The following is a 20,409-nucleotide window of genomic DNA, read 5'->3' as shown; positions in this document are numbered from 1 at the left end:
AAAACTAAACTAAAGGTAGTAACAAGCTCAGTTAATTTTATTAACTAACGGTTTTTAATCATGCCGTTAGTTAATACAATTGGTATGTTTATTCTGAGGTTTTTATGAAGCGTGTATTCTTGTTTCTACTGACTAACTTAGCGGTCATGCTAGTGTTAGGTATTGTGTTGTCTATTGTGATGAGTGTACTGGGTATTAGTCATCGCAGTTTAGGCGGCATTCTAGTCATTTCGACCGTATTTGGTTTTGGTGGCTCATTTATTTCGTTATTTATGTCGAAATGGATGGCTAAAAAGTCAACGGGCGCTCATGTTATTGAACAGCCTCGTTCAGAAACTGAACAATGGCTTGTTTCAACTGTGGCTGCACAGGCTAAAAAAGCAGGCATTGCAATGCCTGAAGTGGCCATTTACGACAGCCCTGAAATGAACGCATTTGCAACCGGGCCTAGTAAAAACAACTCGTTAGTTGCTGTGAGTACAGGTTTATTACACAACATGAATCAAGACCAAGCGGAAGCTGTTTTGGCGCATGAAGTATCGCATATTGCTAATGGTGACATGGTCACGCTTACGCTTATTCAAGGCGTGGTGAATACCTTTGTTATCTTTATGGCAAAAGTATTGGCTGGTATTGTTGATAACTTTATCAATAGCGATGAAGAAGAAGGTGGCAGTAGCTGGACTTACTTCTTGTTTGATATGATTTTCCAAATGTTATTTGGTGTATTAGCGAGTGTGATTGTGGCCTACTATAGCCGTAAACGTGAGTTTTCGGCGGATGCAGGCGCTGCAAAACTTGTTGGCGCAGATAAAATGCGCAGCGCACTTGAGCGTTTAAAGCAAAACCACCCATCGCAACTAGAAGGTTCAATGATGGCATTTGGTATTGCAAGCGGTAAAGGTGTCGCTGAGTTATTCTCATCTCACCCGCCACTTGATGAGCGTATTAACGCCTTACGTTAAATAAACTGATAACGTGAGTTGCTAATTAACACATTAAAAAGCCAGCTTATTACTGGCTTTTTGTTTTTATTCACTTTGACTTTTTTCTCTTTCGAGTTGCTGTGGTAGTAATACTTCAACGATTTCTCTGGCTGGCAGTGTGTATCTCACACCGTCAAACATGACCGATGTGTGCTCATCAATACTCGTGATGCCTGTTAAGGTCCAGCCTTCGCCTCGTTCTTTGCAATAAACAGTGGTGGTTGGTTGAATTACTTTAAATTCTTCACTCATCGTACTAAACCTAATTGCTTGTAATTGCGCTTATAGTAAGACAATAATGCCTGCTCATAAAGTAAAAAGAAGAAATAGACGTGTCTTGTGATGACAACTATGCCTACGATTTAAGGCCCATACGCCATAAAGATTGCCAAGCAATATGGGAGATTTTAAAAGATCCTCAAGTGCAGTCATTTAATGACTATAAAAGTGATTTAACAAAAGGTGACGTATACGATTTTATTCAAGGTGATATCGAAGGTTTTTATAACCAGCAAGGTATACGTTTAGTGATTGTTTTACGAAGCAATGGCTTAGTAATTGGCAGTATTGGGCTATTTAACATAATAGATGGGCAGGGTGTGTTAGGCTTTGAACTCGCATCTCACTACTTTGGTAAGGGGATAATGCAAAAAGTGCTGTTAGAGTTTTTTCAAAAACTAAATGCGTTTATAACAACCCCTGTCGATAAAGTGCATGCAATCGTTCAACCCGAGAATACAGCTTGCATAAAGCTGCTTGCAAAATGTGGTTTTGAACTTAACAATGAGTTATGGACAAAACACATCACTTAAAGATGTTATTATAGTACAAGCTTGTTATGGCAAAATGGCTACTATAAAATGAGCGCCTGTTTAATGAGAGGACATTAAGTCGGTATGGCCAAAGCTAAACCTGTTTCGACTATTGAAAGTTATGGCATCTACAGTCATTGGGATGCAAAAGAAAAAGACCTACCACAAATCACTGAATTTACCACGGATGTGCCAGCCGAGTTAGATATCGAATTTGGCTTTATTGTTAATATTAAAAAAGCAAAAGGCCAAAAAATTAAGTTCTGTGTGTATCATCCAAATATTCCCGATGATGACGGTGAAATAATGCCGCCATTTGAAGGTGAAGAGTATGTAAAAACAAACGACTGGCAGTTTTACTTAGGCGATACTATCTGGGCGCCTGTTGATAATAAAGTGGGTATTTGGCGCATGACTATTGAGCTAAATGGCCATATAATTGCTGATAAATCGTTTAACTTACTGAAACCAAGCGAAGGCTCAGCCAACGATTTTTGGAAGCATCGCGGCTATTAAAAACCACAAGAGGGAATATGTACCAAGGAAGCTGTTTGTGTAGCAAAGTAACGGTAACAATTGCTGGTGGCATAGATTCAATTATTCATTGCCATTGCTCACTATGCCGTAAAAATTCGGGTACCGCTTATGCGACGAATGGGTTTATTCGCCGTGATGGGTTTGCAATTACACAAGGTAAGCAGTATCTGAGTGCGTTTGAATTTAAAGCCGGTAGAATACGTTATTTTTGTCGCTGTTGTGGCTCGCCTATTTACAGTGAAAATAAAGAGGATATGAGTCGTTTGCGTATACGCTTAGGTCTATTGGACAGCGATATTACAGAGCGTCCGATTAGTCATAACTTTGTCAGTTCGAAAGCCAATTGGGATACCTTCGACAGTGATATTCCATGCTATGATGGTTTTGAACCAAGCAGACGTAAGTAACCATTATGATAGCCACGACGCCCAAACCCCCGTATTACGCAGTTATATTTACGAACACCTTATCTGAGAACACCGCAGGCTATGAAGAAATGGCTAACCGTATGGTTGAGCTTGCCGAGCAACAACCTGGTTTTTTAGGCATGGAATCAGTGCGTGATGGTGTAGGGATTACCGTTTCTTACTGGCAAAGCCTAGATGCTATTAAGTCGTGGAAACAACATGTTGAGCACCTCAACGCTCAACAACTTGGTCGCGATAAATGGTATAACGCATTTACAACACGTATCGCAAAAGTAGAACGTGAATACTCGCTGTAGAATAGCAGTAACAATAAGAACACATCATACTCTATGTTTATTAATCACACTCTCAGCAATTGAGTGGGAAAGTATAATAGTTAATCGCAAGAACGATGGTTCAAGCCCTATGTAACATCTAATTTAGTCGAATTAACTTTGCAGAGCTGAGTTAATTTTGTTTATCTTTTGCATTTTTGTCGCTTCTTTATTACCAATAACATGTCTTAATTTTGTGCATAAACCCCAGTTGCATTTTGCACCCAGTTACCAGCAAACTGCATACGTAATATCAAAACAGTGACTTAATTTCTCCCCATGACATCGACAATACGCTAGGTATGTAAAAGTTCGCAAAATAGAGGAGTAAGGAAAAAATAAGAGTTTTCACAATGGTATTATCGATAACATCTTTTATGTGTATGTATTTAATACTCAATCAGCTTTTATTGATTTGAATGTAATTATCGTTATTGCAGTATCGTACAGGGTACGTTGGCAGAGAGAAGAGAGTTATTTATCTAAAAAATAAAGCCCACGATTGTGGGCTCTAAATTAAAACTTAATTACAATGTGTAATTGAAGCCGATGGCAATACCATCATCTTCGGTTTGCGACATTTGAGCTTCTTGCTCTGCATCATTGCTTGAAAAGTCACTAAAGTCTTTACGCGCTTCGATATACAAAATCGTGTCTTTGCCCATGAAATAGTGTGCGCCTAATACTGCAAACTGACGTTTGAACACATCCTCAGGATCTGCATTAAAGTTTGGCTGGATCACGTAATCGTCACCGGCATCAAACACGTTATAGGCAACAAAAGTACGTAAATTATTGTCGAATCGATAACTTAAAATTGATTCTAACCCGACAGCGTCTTTTATTAAGCGGCCAATGTTATCGGTGTCGTGGTTTTCGTTTTTGTTTATGTTGGCCGATGCATACCAGCCCGGTTTATAAAAGTCACCATAGGTAATGCCCGCACCATAAATTAGATCAGTGACCGATTGATTGCGCCCACCCGCGTATAAAACATCAAATTGTCCACGGTTTACACCCGCTGTTAATTTTAAATTATCAGTAGCAAAATAGGTGAGGGCAGCACCATAGGTTGAATTAAACTCTACTTTTTGCGCAGCGTTATTGCCTTGGTTCCAAAGCACTTCACATGAACTTCGTGATATATCGGCAATATCACATGTATAAAAATCATCAGATTTTAACTGGGCTTGCAGTGCAACATGAAACTTACCCCATGTATTACGGTATTGCAGTACTTTATCACCTCGACCGGTGCCGTTTACTGCACCATCGTCTTTATTATACGTATACACGCCAGCTGCGTTACCATCCCACACTAAACTAAAATTAGTGTTATAAACAACGTCATACCAAGCACCCCATTGTTTACCCAGCGTAATTTGACCATAGTCATCGTGCTTAATACCGACATAACCTAATCGATTATATAAAAACTCATCCTGAATTGATTCAAAGCGATTATTATAAATAATGTCACTACTGCCTACCGGGTTTACGCCCCATTCTAGTAATGCAAATGCATGCCATCCATTTTCTAATTGGCGCTTAAAATCAAAATTAATGCGTGACGCACCATTAACAACTTCTGTCTGACCTTGCGTGTTAATAATACGCGCATCGATAAAGCCGCCTACTGTGACACTGTTCGTTTCATCTTTGTATATTTCGATTGCATCTACAGTGTAACTTGTAAATAAACCAGCAATCAGTGTGGCAGCGAGTGTTCTTTTCATAGAGTACCTTGTTTTATTATTGTCCCTAAGAGGTATAAATTAACTAAAAGATGAAGACTATCAAAGCTAAAATAAGGTAAAAAGTGAAAAAATATCATGAAAGGTACAGCCTTTGTGGAATATTTATTCATTTTCAGTTCACTTCATTGAATAATCAACGTGTTAGTCAGACTAAAAAATAGACACTTTTTGACTAAGTGTTCTTAGCATTAATTTAGTATTGGGTGTGTCTGCACCTAATCCATACAATAAAGTCATAAAATAACAATCAAGCAAGATTGCGGCTTTTACTTTGTTAAATTGTGGTTGGTCAGCAAAAACTAATGAATGCATTAGATCCATATGCTGCTGTTGAAATGTTTGCGAAAACAATCGTTGGCTAAAAAGCACTTTATAAAAACAATGGTGCAAACAATAAAATTGATAAAAATATTGTGCATAGTGATTAAGCTTAAGTCGGGGAGGGCGATGTATATCGGTCTCTTTTGCACGCTCTAACACATCTTTAAAACGCATGTCTAAACACGCCTCTAAAATTGCCACCTTATCAGAAAAATGATTAAACAAAGTGCCTACAGCAATACCGCTTGCTGTAGATATTTGCCTGGTTGACGTGTCGTTAAAGCCACTTTCAGTAAAGAGACTCCACGCTTCGTTCAGTATCCGTGAGTGCGTTTGATCGTGCTTTGTCATGTTTAGCCCATTGATTTATATTGCTAAATTTTTTAATGAGCGCGCTCATAAATAAAAGTGAGCATGCTCATTAAAGGTAGACTGCCCATTTGAAATTGTAAAATCACTGCGCGTATTTAAAGAAACTTTCATGGCGTGCAAAGCGGCTTTAGTTTAAAATTGCACGCAGTTTTATTTTTACTTTTACCCGCTGGAGGGTACCGCTATCATTAGTACAGCTAATATCACCATGCAATTTGGTGCTAAACCTTTATTCGAAAATATCTCAGCTAAATTTGGCGATGGCAACCGCTATGGTCTAATCGGTGCAAATGGCTGTGGTAAATCAACGTTCATGAAAATCCTCAGTGGTGAGCTTGAGCCATCAGCAGGAAATGTCAGCACAGATCCAAACGAACGTATCGCAAAACTAAACCAAGACCAGTTTGCTTACGAAGAGTTTTCTGTTATCGACACGGTTATCATGGGTCATAAAGAGCTGTGGGAAGTAAAAAAAGAGCGTGATCGTATTTATAGCTTACCCGAAATGAGCGAAGAAGACGGTATGAAAGTAGCCGATCTTGAGACCGAATTTGCTGAAATGGACGGTTACTCTGCTGAAGCTAAAGCAGGTGAGTTACTTATTGGCGTAGGTATTGGCACTGAACAGCATTACGGTCCAATGTCTGAAATTGCCCCTGGCTTTAAACTGCGTGTGTTACTTGCGCAAGTACTGTTCTCTGACCCAGATATCATGTTACTGGATGAGCCTACCAATAACTTGGATATTTACACTATTAAATGGTTAGAAGACGTGTTAAACCAACGCGACTGCACCATGATTATCATTTCGCACGACCGTCATTTCTTAAACTCAGTGTGTACACACATGGCTGATATCGATTACGGTGAATTACGTATTTACCCAGGTAATTACGATGAATATATGTTTGCTGCAACACAGGCTCGCGAACGTTTACTAAGCGAAAACGCCAAGAAGAAAAGCCAAATTGCTGAACTTCAACAATTTGTATCGCGTTTCTCTGCAAATGCTTCTAAAGCAAAGCAAGCTACATCACGCGCTAAACAAATTGATAAAATTCAGCTTGAAGAAGTAAAAGCGTCATCACGTCAGAGCCCGTTTATTCGCTTTGAACAAGAAAAGCAATTATTCCGTAATGCACTTGAGTTAACTAACCTTGCACAAGGCTTTGACGAGATGCTTTTCAGCGGCCTTGAGGGCTTAGTGGAAGTGGGCGAGCGCATTGCGATTATCGGTGAAAACGGTGTTGGTAAAACAACACTTTTAAATACTCTTGCTGGGCGTTTAGCACCAAAGCAAGGTGAGTATAAATGGTCTGATAACGCGAACATTGGTTATTATGCACAAGACCATGCAGATGAGTTCGAAAAAGACATGAACTTGTTTGAATGGATGGAACAATGGCAACAAGCAGGAGATGATGAGCAAGTTGTTCGTAGTTTCCTTGGTCGTATGCTGTTTTCACAAAACGACATCAAAAAATCGGTAAAAGTCATTTCAGGTGGTGAGCAAGGCCGTATGTTGTTTGGTAAGATTATGATGCATAAACCAAACATTTTGTTAATGGATGAGCCAACCAACCACATGGATATGGAATCTATCGAAGCGCTAAACTTAGCCCTTGAAGCGTACGAAGGTACATTATTGTTCGTTTCACACGATAGACAGTTTGTATCATCACTTGCAAATCGTATTTGGGAGATTAAAGACGGTAAAATTATCGACTTTAAGGGAACATATACTGAGTACCTAGCAAGTAAAGAAGCGTAATCGTTAAGTTACTGCTTAAAAGCCATGCAAGTCATGGCTTTTTTGTGCTTCTAGAGTCGCATCTTTATGTGACTTAGGTATATAATACACGCCACAAAATAAGGACAAAAGTCCGCTTTTATACCAATTTGCATGATTAAATTATCAGTTGGTATTAATCGCTTTTTTATAAAATAAATTGATTGAGGTGTAAATATGACTGTTGGCATTATTATGGGTTCCAAATCAGATTGGCCAACGATGGAACATGCGGCGTTAATGCTTGAAAAATTCGGCATTGAATACGAAACCAAAGTTGTTTCTGCACACCGTACTCCTCAATTACTTGCCGATTATGCAAGCTCAGCTGCTGAGCGTGGTATAAAAATTATTATAGCGGGTGCCGGTGGTGCTGCGCACTTACCTGGTATGGCTGCGGCGTTTACCTCGCTACCTGTATTAGGTGTGCCTGTTAAATCTAAAACGCTAAACGGTGTTGATTCATTATTATCTATCTGCCAAATGCCTAAAGGTGTTGCTGTCGGTACGCTTGCTATTGGTGAAGCTGGTGCGGCAAACGCGGGTCTACTCGCTGCACAAATTTTAGGTTGCCAACAGCCTGAAATCTTCGCAAAAGTAGAAGCATTCCGCAAAGAACAAACAGAGACTATTTTAGCTAACCCAAATCCTGCAGAGTAATATGAATATTTTGATTTTAGGTGCAGGTCAGCTAGCTCGTATGATGAGTTTAGCAGGCGCACCGCTTGATTTAAACGTGGTTGCTTACGATGTAGGCAGTGAAAAAATTATTCACCCTTTAACAGGTGAAGTTCACAGCAGCACATTACAACAAGCAATCGATAATGCAGATGCTATTACCGCAGAGTTTGAGCACATTCCCGATGATGTCTTAACACTGTGTTGTCAAAGCAATAAGTTTTACCCGGGCAAAGCAGCCATAAAAACTGGCGGCGACCGTGCATTAGAAAAAGCGTTACTCGATAAAACACACGTAGAGTGTGCGCCTTATCAATTAATCACCGAAAAAGCACATTTAATTGCCGCAGTTGAACGTTTAGGTAAACCGCTGGTAATTAAAACTTGCCAAGCTGGTTACGACGGAAAAGGCCAGTGGCGTTTAAAATCAGATGACGAAATTGAACAAATCTGGTCTGAAATGGCAGACTTCATTGCTTCAGGTACTGACTCTGCGCCACATTCAATCATTGCTGAAAAGATGATCCCATTTGACCGTGAAGTATCAATCATTGGTGCACGCGACAAAGCAGGGAACACGGTTATTTACCCATTAACCGAAAATCAGCATACCAACGGTGTATTAACGCTATCTGTTGCTGGCAAAGAAAAAGCGGCCATTCAAGAGCAAGCTGAGCGCGCGTTTAATAAATTAGCGCAAGAGCTTGATTATGTAGGTGTGTTAGCGATTGAATTCTTTGATGTGCAAGGTACATTGCTCGTTAATGAAATTGCGCCACGTGTGCATAACTCGGGTCACTGGACGCAGCAGGGCACTCACTGTTCGCAATTTGAAAACCATATGCGCGCAGTGGCGGGTTTACCTCTGGGTAGCACGGAGTTACTTCGCCCAACAGCGATGATTAACGTGTTAGGCCAACCATCTATCCCTCAATCAGTGCTGGCTACACACGACGTTACGAGTCACTGGTATGGCAAAACAGCAAAGCCGGGTCGCAAAATGGGGCACATTAATGTCTCTGCCGATAATCTTCATCAACTGGGTGAGCGTTTAGCGGCCCTTGCCGAAATTCTACCAGAAGAAGATTACCCAGGTGTCGCAAACACCAGTACACAGTTGATTTTAAACTAATCAGTTTAAATTGCTAAAAGCCGAGGTCTTCTCGGCTTTTTAATGCCATTACATGTATTTACGTCTCTTGTCTCAAAGAGCTTGCGTCTATAAATTCTTCCGATAGACTCCTATTTTTATACTAATATTAGCGTGCTATGTTCCATCCACGATTACAAACAGTCGTATTTGCGTTTTTTATGGCGTTATTTATGTCTGGTTTTATGTCATTGGTGATCAGCATTTTTAACGTTGGTTTTGTCGATAATATTGTGATTCTTTGGTTAAAAGCATGGGCTTTTGCTTTTTGTGTTGCATTTCCTACTGTGATTTTAATCGCGCCTTTGGTGCATAAATTAACAAACAGACTGATAAGAGCCCCGTTGTGATTGCTGAACGTCCCAAACAACTTCTTTTTATTGCGTTATTCTTAATCTCGGCTATTCCTTTTGTAGGTTCTGCTACATCGCTCATTGTAGGGGCTTTATTTGCTATTATTTTGGGTAACCCCTTTGCAGCTCTCTCTCAAAAATTGAGTAAGATAATGCTCAAAATTGCTGTCATAGGTTTAGGGTTTGCTGTTGATTTTAATCAAGTTATTGAAGTAGGGCGCAGCTCTATCGTACTCACCATTGTTAGCATTACAGCCATAATTGGACTTGGTGAAATTTTATCTCAGTTATTTAAACTGAATAAAAATACTGGGGTATTGATATCGTTTGGTACGGCAATTTGTGGTGGGAGTGCGATAGCAGCTATGGCCCCCGTAATAAAAGCAAAAGATCATGAAGTCGCCATTTCACTCGCGGTTGTTTTTTTATTAAACGCGCTAGGTCTGGTGCTATTTCCAATGATTGGTCACTATCTTGGTCTAACAGAACAGCAATTTGGTGTATGGGCCGCACTTGCAATACACGATACCAGTAGCGTTGTTGGTGCATCAGCTGCTTATGGCGCATCAGCATTAGCGATTGCAACCACCATAAAGTTAACCCGAGCAATGTGGATTATTCCTTATACAAGTATTGCGGGAGTTTTTTGGAAATCCGATGAAAAAGCAAGTATCCCTTTGTTTATAATTGGATTTTTAGCAGCAGCACTGATAAATTCAAGCTTACCAGAGTATCAACCTCTTTGGCATGCATTGAATATTGGCGCGAAACAAATATTAGTTATGACGCTATTTTTAATTGGCAGTGGCTTATCTGTTACAGTGCTTAAGCAAGCTGGTATTAAACCTTTTATCATGGCAATGATCTTATGGATCATCGTCAGTAGTATTATTTTACTTTTAATAGTAGATGGATTTATTTCATGAAAAACGCCTTATTAACGTCTTCAATTGCACTTGCAACTGGTTTATTTGCAACTAACCTTGTTGCTGCCGACTTACGCGTTGCGACTTTTAACGTCAGTATGGACGCAACAAACTATGCAAGCAAAGGCGAAACAATCGATAAAGACGCGCTCAGTAAAGCGCTTGCAAGTAACCACCAGCAAATTCGTAATATCGCAGAAATTATTCAACGCGTCAGACCTGATGTTATTTTACTCAATGAATTTGATTACATCGATGCAGATAAAGGCATTAATGTTTTTCGTAAAAATTATCTACAAGTCTCACAAAATAAGCAGGTTGCTATAGATTACCCGTATGCTTTCATTGCGCCGGTTAATACAGGTTTACCCACTAATTTTGACCTAGATAAAGATGGTGTAAAGGGGCATTACAAAGGTGATGCGCACGGTTTTGGCTTCTTTGAGGGGCATTATGCGATGGCTGTACTCTCGCGTTATCCTATTGATTTAGAAAAAGCCCGTACACTGCAAACATTCAAATACAAAGATATGCCAAACGCGCAAATGCCTATAGACCCCAAAACAGGTAAAGATTGGTATTCAAAAGAAGCGTGGCAAGCTATTCATTTAAGCTCAAAATCGTTTTGGGATTTACCCATAAAAGTAAAAGGAAAGACATTCCATTTATTAGCTTCGCATCCTACGCCACCTGTATTTGATGGTGATGAAGACCGTAACGGCAAGCGCAACCATGATGAAGTTAGACTGATTGCTGATTACATTAACAACGAAAACTACCTCTATGATGATAAAGGCCAACAAGGTGGCTTAAAACCGAATAGTCGGTTTGTAATTGTTGGTGATTTAAATGCTGCACCAGAAGGGGATAAAGCACGCCCAACGACAACGGATCAAATATTAAAAAATCCACATGTTAATGCGTCGTTTACACCATCGAGTAAAGGTGCAAAAGAGTCTTATAAAGACAGTTACGCTAAAAATTACACCGCGTATTGGCAAGCACGTGCTGATTATGTACTGCCATCAAATTACGGTATTGAAATTAAAAATGGGGGGGTATTTTGGCCAACCAAAGACAGCGAATTGTACCGTTTAATTAAAGATCGTAATGCGTCTTCTGATCATCGCATGGTGTGGCTCGATATTTCGTTAAAATAAGCTGTTATTAAACGGAAAAGTTTGGCTGTTTATCCTATTAAAATTGCTATTTCATCAGTGCTTCTGCTTAAATAAGGCGAATTATAATTACCTGTAAGAAGCACTATGAAATTCAAAACCACTGCTAACAAAACGTTAGTGGCTCTCGCAGTCGCATCTAGCTTCATGCTAGCTGGTTGTCAAACAACCGCCTCAACTGCAACAGAAGTAAGTCCTACTCAAGTTGCTCCAATGGTTGCTACACCCGTAGACACTGGTTCATCTGAAATTACATTAGAGCAAGCTATGGCTCACCCTGATTGGCTTGGTCGTCAGCCTGAGCGCGCTTTTTGGAATGGTGACTCTAAAAGCATCGTTTATGCTCAAAAGCAACAAGGTAACGAATTACGTGACTTATATGTTCAAGCGGTTAATAGCCAGTCTGCATCTCAAGTTGCGTTAAATAAACTACACACTGTTGGTGCAAAAAATGCTGTTTATTCAACAGATAAAAAGCAACAGGCCTATGCATTTGAAGGCAATATTTTTGTTAAAAACTTGAGCTCAGGTCAAATAACGCAGATCACACACGACAGTGCACAGCAATCAAAACCGCAGTTTTTAACCGACGGCAATCTTGCTTACCGCCAAGGTAATGCATTTTATAAAGTTGATTTAGCGACAGGTCGTCAAGTAGAGCTTGTAAATCTGCACTTAGACGATGCACCAAAAGGTGTTCAAGAGCCTGACACGTATATTGCAAAAGAACAGCATAAATTAATTGATTACATTGCACTTACGCACAAAAATAAAAAAGATCGTGAAGCGCGTGAAGAACAAATCAAAGAGCAAAACGACAGCATTGCAAATTCACAGTTTTATTTAGGTAAAGGTAAGCGTTTAGCCGATGTGCAGCTTTCACCAAATGGCCAAGCATTAGTTGCAGTAACCACCGAAAGCCGTCCATGGCGCGATGAAGGCGATATTATGCCTAATTACATCGCTGATGATGCGCGAGTTAAAGCAGAAAAAGTACGTCGCCGTGTTGCAGATGAAAAACCAATCAGCTCAGATGTTATTTACATTGACCTTAAATCGGGTGAGCAAACAACACTGGCGTTCGACACATTACCAGGCTTTGATGAAGATGTGCTTGCCGCGGTAAAAAAAGAAAACTACGCCCGTGATGGCAAAACTTACAAGTCTGAAAAAGCACCACGTGCAATTAATCTAATGATGGACTGGGGTTGGGATCAAAGTGCAATCCAATGGAACACCGATGGCTCAAAGGTTGCGCTTATGCTTGAAGCATGGGACAACAAAGACCGTTGGTTAGCAACTGTTGATACAAAGAATAACACACTTGTTTCTCAACACCGCTTACACGATGATGCGTGGGTTAACTATGCATACAATGACTTTGGTTGGTTAAATAACTCAGATACGCTTTACTACTTATCAGAAGAGTCTGGTTACAGCCATATCTATAAAAAGCCGCTAAATGGTAAAGCAACACAACTTACTAAAGGTCAGTTTGTTGTTTCAAACCTAACATTAACCGCGGATAACTCAGCGATTTACTACAAAGCAAATGTTGAGCACCCAGGTCTATACGAAATTTACCGTGTAAATCCTGCTAACGGTGAGTCTGAGCAAGTGACTAACCTAGACGGTATGACTGATTACCAGTTAAGTCCAGATGAAAGCAAATTACTGCTAACTCACTCAAAAATTATGTCGCCACCAGAGCTATATGTTGCTGATGCAAAAGCAAATACACAAGTAACTCAGTTAACGCATACGGTGTCTGACGAGTTTTTGGCTAAGAAGTTAATTGCGCCTAAAATTGTTGCTGTGCCTTCAAGCCACACTGATCAACCTATTTACGCAAAAGTGTATTACCCCGCTGACTATAAAGAAGGCGAAACCGGTAAAAATCGTAAAGCAGTTATCTTCAACCACGGTGCAGGTTACTTACAAAACTCCCACATGGGGTGGTCTGGTTACTTCCGCGAGTTTATGTTCCATTCACTATTAGCATCTGAAGGCTATGTAGTCATGGATATGGATTATCGTGCGTCGAAAGGGTATGGCCGTGATTGGCGTACTGCAATTTATCGTCAAATGGGCACACCAGAGATTCAAGATTTAGCCGATGGCGTAAGCTGGATGGCTGAAAACGCGAATGTTGATACACAAGCTGTTGGCACGTATGGCGGTTCTTACGGTGGCTTCATGACGTTTATGGCACTATTTACCCAACCTGATTTATTTAAAGCGGGTGCTGCACTTCGTCCAGTGACCGATTGGGCTCATTACAACGGACCTTATACGTCTAACATCTTAAATCATCCAGATGTTGACCCGATCGCCTACGAAAAGAGTTCACCAATTTACTTTGCTGAAGGCCTGAAAAGTCATTTATTAATTAATGCGCCTATGGTTGATGATAACGTATTCTTCCAAGATTCAGTGCGTTTAGTACAACGTTTAATTGAGCTTGAAAAAGAAAACTTTGAAACAGCCATCTTCCCAGTTGAACCCCATGGTTTTGTACAGCCATCAAGCTGGTTAGATGAATACCGTCGTATTTATAAGCTATTTAAAGAAACGCTTTAATACTATTAAGTAATTTAAAAACAGCCACTTTAAGTGGCTGTTTTTATTTACATTATGATTATTTCAATGGGTCTATTTGCAGTGAAATGTGCTTACATTGAGCACTTTTGTATACTGCTCTGATTCGCCTTTAAAAATTAAATCATCGCTCACTAAGCTCATCTTAAAGTTCTTTATCCACGATAGCTTGGCTATAAACTCTAATTCATAGCGATTAAAGGATGCAGGGCACTTTAAATACACATAATGATGCGCTTTGCCAAAAGCACCGGGGTCCGCTGTATAGACATAGAAAGTACGGTCATTAAGTGTGTGTTCTTGATAAATGTAGTCTTTATGTGAGCCGAAGGTCGCATCCAGAAACATAACTAAGCCTGCCCCAGTAATCATCAAGCAAGCATACAAAAAACTCAATATAAGTGTGATGTTTGCGATTATTCTATTTTTAAAAAGCGCACTTACTTCCTGGTATTTCATGAGTAATAAGGTGAAGCCCAAAATAGCTGAGGCAAATACAATAATATTTTTTACCTGAGAGACATCCCTCATATACCTTGGCGATATAAACTGTAAATTAATAAATGAGCTTAGAAAGCTAAGCAGTAAAGGGCCGTAAAGGCAAAGTGCGATGAGACCAAGATAAAAATAGCCATTATTCTTTATCATTTAAAATTCCTTTTTCGTATTAACAATTTTTCGTGTTAAAAAAGAACACAGCTAAAAAAAGCGAGCAAAGTTATGAAGTTACTCGCGATGTTTAATAACTTTAATCAGTACAGGCAAAGCCAGCACAGTGCCGCCAACTGCACCGATAAAGTGAGCATCAATGGCAACATTTGACGCAATCAATTGGCTTACTGATTCACTAGGGCCTGCAACTTGCTCCCACACTACTTTTGCCCAGGTGCCTATAAATAACAACCAGCCACTTAGCATACCTGCTTGCACATCTTTGACAGCGCCCCAAATAATAACACCGTGCAAGAGTGCACTCAGTCCAGTGTATATTTTTATATCAGGGCAAAATAACCATACGCCTAAACCACACCATAAAGCCAAAACAGCGGTATTAAAAGCATACCGAGCAGGGGAGGTATGTTCTGCATGCAATGCCCATATTAATAAAATTCCGGCGCAATTTAAGGCTAAATGCGGCCAGTTTGCATGTACAAATTGACTCGTGAAAATACGCCAAAATTCACCATCTGCAACTAAATTACGGTTAAATTCTAAATAATCATTTAAGTTAAACGCAGCAAAAAGGGTACTAATCAGCATTAAACACAGTGGCGGCAGTACATATTGTGGTTTCAGAGGAAGGTTGATCATGTTATTTTTGTTGTATCTTAAATTTTGCATATTGTGCACGTTTAATTTTAAGATGCCAATTAAACACCGGGATTAAGTTTATTTATGTTATTCAAAACAAAAGCACTTATTGTGCTCTCTTCGTCATTAATTTATACAACGTCAATTTTTGCAGCTCCAACTAAGGTTGAAACGCGTGAGCCTGAAGCCGCAACAGGCTTTGCGCATAAGCAGGTCGTTGAAGGCACTAAATACATGGTTGCTGCTGCAAATCCGTATGCAGTAAAAGCCGGTCAAAAAATGTTAGAACTGGGCGGCTCAGCGGTAGACGCTGCCATTGCAACTCAACTGATACTTACACTGGTTGAGCCGCAATCATCGGGCATAGGTGGTGGGTCGTTTTTGATGTATTTCGACAACAAAAACAAAAGCCTAACCACTTTCGATGGTCGTGAAACAGCGCCAAGCCATGCTGATGAAACTCTTTTTTTAGACAAACATGGTAAAGCAGTAAAATGGATTGAAGCAGTTGTGGGTGGTCGCTCAGTAGGTGTACCTGGGATTTTACATGCCTTTGCAAGCGCGCATAAACATTATGGTAAATTGCCATGGCACACGCTGTTTCAACCGGCAATTGAGCTGGCAGAGCAGGGGTTTGTTGTATCCCCTCGTTTGCATAAGTTGCTGGCAAAAGAGCTAAACCCTGGCGTTACAACGTTACCCGTCATTCGTGATTACTTTTTCCCTGATGGTAAGCCACTGGCTGTCGGGTCTGTAAAAAAGAACCCTGAATTAGCGGCTCTTTATAAAGACATAGCATCGCAGGGTATTGATGCCTTTTATAAAGGTGAGAATGCCAAACAATTAGTGCATGCAGTACAAAACTCAGTGGTTGCACCAGGCACGTTAACAGAAGCAGACCTTGCTAACTACCAGAGTAAAGAGCGCGCCCCTGTGTGTGTTGATTATCGTCAATACGAAGTATGCTCAATGGCCCCTCCGAGTAGTGGGGGTGTTGCGGTATTACAAATTTTAGCGTTGCTAGAACACAAAGACATGGCCAAGCTTGCACCTAACTCAGTACAAGCATTGCATTACTTTACCCAGGCATCACGTTTAGCGTTTGCAGACCGTAATGTATACATGGGCGATCCAGATTTTATGGCTATTCCAACGGACGGTTTATTAGATAAAAATTACCTAGCAAGCCGTGCTAAGTTGATTACCGAAAAAGATGCCCACGCAGAGGCTGGAACGCCTCCTAACTCATTGGCCTATGCGCAGGATGACGCTTATGAATTACCGTCAACGTCGCATGTATCAATTGTAGACAGCGAAGGCAATGCCGTGTCAATGACCAGTTCAATTGAAATGGCTTTTGGTTCAACCGTTATGGTGAACGGGTATATTTTAAACAACCAGCTTACTGACTTTGCTTTATCGCCAACGAAAGATGGTAAACCACTCGCTAACCGTGTTGAGGCAGGTAAACGTCCGCGTAGTTCTATGTCGCCAGTAATGGTATTTAACAAAGACGGTAGCTTACGATTAGTCGTGGGTTCACCGGGTGGAAGCCGAATTATTGATTATGTAGCGCAGGTTGTTGTGGCTGTTCTTGATTGGGATTTAGATGCACAAGAAGCAATTAATTTGCCACGTATCACAAATCGTAATAATTACACCAGTCTTGAAAAAGGCACCGAACTTGCCAACCACGAAGCCGATTTTGTTAACCGAGGCCACCAAGTTCGCATCTTAGATTTAAACTCTGGTTTACATGCTGTTGAACTAAAAGACGGTAAACTTTATGGTGCTGCAGATCCACGCCGTGAGGGCATCGCTTTAAGTGATAAAAGCCACTAAAAATAGGCTCAGCAGCCTTAAAGCTGCTGAGTTTTCATGTATACTTAGCCTTATGCCTTTTAGAGCATAAAATTCATTTTCTTCAATGGTCTGACAAGGTGGATTGTCATTGCAATTTAACCTTCAACAGTAATAATGTCAGATCATAATTATGACGCCATCAAAGCTTGGAAATATGACTACAAATACCGATCCGAATTATCTTTATATTCCTTATTCAGGCCCAGGTCTGATCGAAACGCCACTATTAAATAAAGGCAGTGCATTTTCACAAAAAGAAAGGGAAAGTTTCAACCTAGCCGGTTTACTGCCACCGCGTTATGAAACAATTGAAGAGCAAGTTGAGCGTTGTTACCAACAATATTCAAGTTTTAGCGACAACTTAAACAAACATATTTACTTACGTGCTATTCAAGATAACAACGAAACACTTTACTACCGTTTAGTGCGTGACCATCTTGAAGAAATGATGCCGATTATTTATACCCCGACAGTGGGAGACGCTTGCGAAAAGTTCTCTGATATTTATCGCAGTGCACGTGGCTTATTCATTTCGTACGAAGATCGTTTCCAAATCGACGATATCTTGCGCAATGCGACGAAAGGCAAAGTAAAGGTTATCGTTGTAACTGATGGTGAGCGTATTCTAGGCCTTGGTGACCAAGGTATTGGGGGCATGGGTATTCCAATTGGTAAGCTGTCGCTTTACACCGCATGTGGTGGTATAAGCCCAGCATACACATTACCTGTTATGCTTGATGTGGGTACCAACAACGAAAAACTACTTAACGATCCTATGTACATGGGTGCTCGCCATAAACGTATTTCGCAAGAAGAATACGACGAGTTCCTTGAGCTATTCATTAAAGCAGTAAAACGTCGCTGGCCAAGTGTGCTACTTCAATTTGAAGATTTCGCACAACCGAATGCAATGCCACTGCTTAAACGTTACCGTGACGAAATTTGTAGTTTTAACGACGACATTCAAGGTACTGCAGCTGTTACAGTTGGTTCATTACTTGCGGCGTGTCGTGTTAAAGGTGCTAAGTTATCAGAACAAAAAGTTGTGTTTGTTGGCGCAGGTTCAGCAGGGTGCGGTATTGCAGAGCAAATCATCAGTACGATGGTTGCTGAAGGCATTTCTGACGAGCAAGCGCGTTCACAAATATACATGGTCGATCGCTTTGGTCTACTAACAGAAGGAATGGAAGGTCTTCGTGATTTCCAAGATGCTTTATCGCAATCAAAAGAAAACTTAAAAGACTGGACTTACAGTGGCGAATTTGCCTCGCTTCTTGATGTAATGCACTGCGCTCAACCAGATATCCTTATTGGTGTATCGGGTCAACCTGGCTTATTCACTGAGCAAGTTATTCGTGCAATGCATGCCTCGTGTGCGCAGCCAATTATTTTCCCACTTAGCAACCCGTCTAAGCAGGTAGAAGCACTGCCAGCAGATGTTATAGAATGGACCGACGGACAAGCCATTGTCGCCTCAGGAAGCCCATTTGAACCGGTTGAATACAACGGCCAGTTATTCCCAATCCCACAATGTAATAACAGTTACATTTTCCCTGGTATTGGTTTAGGTGTAATTGCTGCAAAAGCAACCCGTATCACAGATGCAATGCTTATTGTATCAAGTGAAACGTTAGCAGAGTCTTCACCACGTGCAAACACAGGTCAAGGTAGCTTATTGCCAGCACTAACTGAAATACAAGCATTGAGTAAACGTATTGCGTTTGCCGTTGCTAAAAAAGCGATGGAAGAAGGTGTGGCACTGGAACTAACAGACGACGCGCTGTGGGCTGCTATCGAAAAGAATTATTGGTTACCTGAATACCGCAATTACAAGCGACGTAGTATTTAAACTAAAGCATTTAAACTAAAGCATTTAAACTAAAGCATTTAAACTAAAGCATTTAAACTTAAGTATTTAAACTTAAAATATTAATAGAAACAAAGCCTTCGCGCTTTGGCTAAATGACAAAGGGGACCTAAAATAGTAGGTCCCCTTTTTTTGCATAAAAATACATGCACTCAACACTCACACCAGTAACACCAATACCAGTAACACAATTGTCGAGCTAAGATGAGTCGATACTAGATGAATTGCTATTAAGTAACGCAATTTCATTGGCTTTTATTTTCTGCTAAACAGCTTCGTTAAGAGAGTAATCAAGGATTCAAAGGGATAAAGTGCGCTCTTGTAGAACAATTCTTCCATTGTGAAATGTATAAGTTAGTAAGCCGTACCAACTAAACAATCGGCCTCACAAAACCTAATATTTTTATTAGAATGACCCATATTCTATTTACTATATTATTAGTTTTTTAAATTTATCGAGTAAAGATCTGACCTGTTTTGTTTATTACAAAAAGATTGATTGGAATTAATGTCTTTTCTTCAGGTATCGATGTAAGGTGGTTAATTATTGCTCGTTCTTATTAAAGTAACGTCGTTTGGGTAACCCCATGTTTAATTCGAACTTTCATCTTACTTATCTACAACATGCATCCGTAGCCAAATAACAACGTGTGCATGGTTTCTAGTTTGCTACATCACGATTAGGTGACATACATAGTTATTTTACGGGTAACAGTAATACATAAAGTATTTTTAAGTCTTTAATTTTATGGTCAATTTACTGAATTATAAATTAGCCAGACTGTAATTTATTTTTAAATGATACCTAACAAGAATCCTATCAAGTGGCTGCTGCCAACCCAAAACACTGGGCGCTTTTTTGCCGCAGAGCCATGCATTAAGCAACTAACCGATTTTTTAACTTACGAGAGTAAAATGAAGAAGGAAATGATCCAAACTGCAGTCATTGGACTGATAGCGATATTAGCATTCAGTGCAGGTGCAGTAGATAAACCAATTTCGGCTTCGGCGAAAGACAAAGATCTTAAGTGGGACCTTGTCTGGCATTTTTTCCAACAAAGTGCGACGTGAATATAAACTCTAAAGCTTGCACGAATTTAAAGCGCTGCGGCTAACAGAGTGCTCTGTTTCTCTCAGCTCCATTTTGGCCACATTTTTTGCCCATATTA

At 40.2% G+C, this 20,409-nt stretch carries 20 protein-coding genes; 15 read left to right on the top strand and 5 right to left on the bottom strand.

Features of this window, described 5'->3' with window-relative positions; genetic code table 11:
- Positions 1-104 precede the first annotated feature (104 nt).
- Entirely contained in the window at positions 105-965 is an 861-nt protein-coding gene (htpX, locus tag GZH31_RS08415) for a protease HtpX (protein ID WP_036968332.1), read from the top strand.
- 66 nt (positions 966-1,031) lie between these two features.
- Here htpX and GZH31_RS08410 read toward each other — a convergent pair whose 3' ends face one another.
- Positions 1,032-1,238: a hypothetical protein gene (locus GZH31_RS08410; RefSeq protein WP_036968335.1), complete on the bottom strand. Its 207-nt coding sequence runs from the start codon at positions 1,236-1,238 to the stop codon at positions 1,032-1,034.
- An 80-nt stretch (positions 1,239-1,318) separates the two neighbouring features.
- Here GZH31_RS08410 and GZH31_RS08405 point away from each other — a divergent pair, with 80 nt between their 5' ends.
- From GZH31_RS08405 to GZH31_RS08390, 4 genes are all read left to right on the top strand, one after another.
- Positions 1,319-1,798 (top strand): GNAT family N-acetyltransferase, encoded by a 480-nt coding sequence (locus tag GZH31_RS08405; RefSeq protein WP_180310837.1) that lies wholly within the window; start codon positions 1,319-1,321, stop codon positions 1,796-1,798.
- Between the two features lie 84 nt (positions 1,799-1,882).
- Positions 1,883-2,314 (top strand): DUF3859 domain-containing protein, encoded by a 432-nt coding sequence (locus tag GZH31_RS08400; RefSeq protein ID WP_036968338.1) that lies wholly within the window; start codon positions 1,883-1,885, stop codon positions 2,312-2,314.
- A 17-nt stretch (positions 2,315-2,331) separates the two neighbouring features.
- Positions 2,332-2,742: a GFA family protein gene (locus GZH31_RS08395; RefSeq protein ID WP_180310836.1), complete on the top strand. Its 411-nt coding sequence runs from the start codon at positions 2,332-2,334 to the stop codon at positions 2,740-2,742.
- 5 nt (positions 2,743-2,747) lie between these two features.
- Positions 2,748-3,059: an antibiotic biosynthesis monooxygenase gene (locus GZH31_RS08390; protein ID WP_065979943.1), complete on the top strand. Its 312-nt coding sequence runs from the start codon at positions 2,748-2,750 to the stop codon at positions 3,057-3,059.
- Between the two features lie 545 nt (positions 3,060-3,604).
- Here GZH31_RS08390 and GZH31_RS08385 read toward each other — a convergent pair.
- Positions 3,605-4,813 (bottom strand): porin, encoded by a 1,209-nt coding sequence (locus tag GZH31_RS08385; RefSeq protein WP_180310835.1) that lies wholly within the window; start codon positions 4,811-4,813, stop codon positions 3,605-3,607.
- A 171-nt stretch (positions 4,814-4,984) separates the two neighbouring features.
- Positions 4,985-5,506: a TetR/AcrR family transcriptional regulator gene (locus GZH31_RS08380; protein WP_075593555.1), complete on the bottom strand. Its 522-nt coding sequence runs from the start codon at positions 5,504-5,506 to the stop codon at positions 4,985-4,987.
- A 205-nt stretch (positions 5,507-5,711) separates the two neighbouring features.
- On the opposite strand from GZH31_RS08380, the gene GZH31_RS08375 reads away from it, so the two are divergent.
- The 7 genes from GZH31_RS08375 (at position 5,712) to GZH31_RS08345 (ending at position 14,181) form a co-directional block, all read left to right on the top strand.
- Positions 5,712-7,298 (top strand): ABC-F family ATPase, encoded by a 1,587-nt coding sequence (locus tag GZH31_RS08375; RefSeq protein WP_074988205.1) that lies wholly within the window; start codon positions 5,712-5,714, stop codon positions 7,296-7,298.
- A gap of 195 nt (positions 7,299-7,493) precedes the next feature.
- On the top strand, positions 7,494-7,976 hold the full coding sequence (gene purE / locus GZH31_RS08370; protein ID WP_065979940.1) for a 5-(carboxyamino)imidazole ribonucleotide mutase: 483 nt from the start codon (positions 7,494-7,496) through the stop codon (positions 7,974-7,976).
- A gap of 1 nt (position 7,977) precedes the next feature.
- Entirely contained in the window at positions 7,978-9,126 is a 1,149-nt protein-coding gene (locus tag GZH31_RS08365; protein ID WP_036968354.1) for a 5-(carboxyamino)imidazole ribonucleotide synthase, read from the top strand.
- Positions 9,127-9,263: 137 nt separating this feature from the next.
- The gene (locus GZH31_RS08360) at positions 9,264-9,494 is read left to right on the top strand and encodes a DUF2798 domain-containing protein (protein ID WP_036968356.1); all 231 of its coding nucleotides are present in this window, start codon (positions 9,264-9,266) and stop codon (positions 9,492-9,494) included.
- Positions 9,491-10,423 carry a YeiH family protein gene (locus GZH31_RS08355; protein WP_036968358.1) on the top strand — a complete coding sequence of 311 codons (933 nt, stop codon included), beginning with the start codon at positions 9,491-9,493 and terminating at the stop codon, positions 10,421-10,423. Before GZH31_RS08360 ends, GZH31_RS08355 begins: the two co-directional genes overlap by 4 nt.
- Positions 10,420-11,583, top strand: coding sequence for an endonuclease/exonuclease/phosphatase family protein (locus GZH31_RS08350; RefSeq protein WP_180311609.1), 1,164 nt, complete (start codon positions 10,420-10,422; stop codon positions 11,581-11,583). Before GZH31_RS08355 ends, GZH31_RS08350 begins: the two co-directional genes overlap by 4 nt.
- Before the next feature lie 105 nt (positions 11,584-11,688).
- Positions 11,689-14,181: a prolyl oligopeptidase family serine peptidase gene (locus GZH31_RS08345; RefSeq protein ID WP_180311608.1), complete on the top strand. Its 2,493-nt coding sequence runs from the start codon at positions 11,689-11,691 to the stop codon at positions 14,179-14,181.
- 72 nt (positions 14,182-14,253) lie between these two features.
- Here GZH31_RS08345 and GZH31_RS08340 read toward each other — a convergent pair whose 3' ends face one another.
- Both GZH31_RS08340 and rrtA read right to left on the bottom strand, forming a co-directional pair.
- Entirely contained in the window at positions 14,254-14,847 is a 594-nt protein-coding gene (locus GZH31_RS08340) for a hypothetical protein (protein WP_118844321.1), read from the bottom strand.
- 78 nt (positions 14,848-14,925) lie between these two features.
- Positions 14,926-15,540: a rhombosortase gene (gene rrtA / locus GZH31_RS08335; protein ID WP_374027194.1), complete on the bottom strand. Its 615-nt coding sequence runs from the start codon at positions 15,538-15,540 to the stop codon at positions 14,926-14,928.
- Between the two features lie 54 nt (positions 15,541-15,594).
- Between rrtA and ggt the strand changes: the two genes are divergently transcribed.
- From ggt to GZH31_RS08320, 3 genes are all read left to right on the top strand, one after another.
- Positions 15,595-17,352 carry a gamma-glutamyltransferase gene (gene ggt, locus GZH31_RS08330; RefSeq protein ID WP_180311607.1) on the top strand — a complete coding sequence of 586 codons (1,758 nt, stop codon included), beginning with the start codon at positions 15,595-15,597 and terminating at the stop codon, positions 17,350-17,352.
- A 175-nt stretch (positions 17,353-17,527) separates the two neighbouring features.
- Entirely contained in the window at positions 17,528-19,222 is a 1,695-nt protein-coding gene (locus GZH31_RS08325) for an NAD-dependent malic enzyme (RefSeq protein WP_036968366.1), read from the top strand.
- A 945-nt stretch (positions 19,223-20,167) separates the two neighbouring features.
- Complete coding sequence (locus tag GZH31_RS08320; protein WP_180311606.1) at positions 20,168-20,311, top strand: hypothetical protein; 144 nt, start codon at positions 20,168-20,170, stop codon at positions 20,309-20,311.
- Positions 20,312-20,409: the final 98 nt, after the last annotated feature.

It is taken from the genome of Pseudoalteromonas sp. JSTW, from assembly GCF_013423925.1.
Lineage (GTDB): Bacteria > Pseudomonadota > Gammaproteobacteria > Enterobacterales > Alteromonadaceae > Pseudoalteromonas > Pseudoalteromonas lipolytica.
This window is presented reverse-complemented; position numbering and strand designations above follow the sequence as displayed.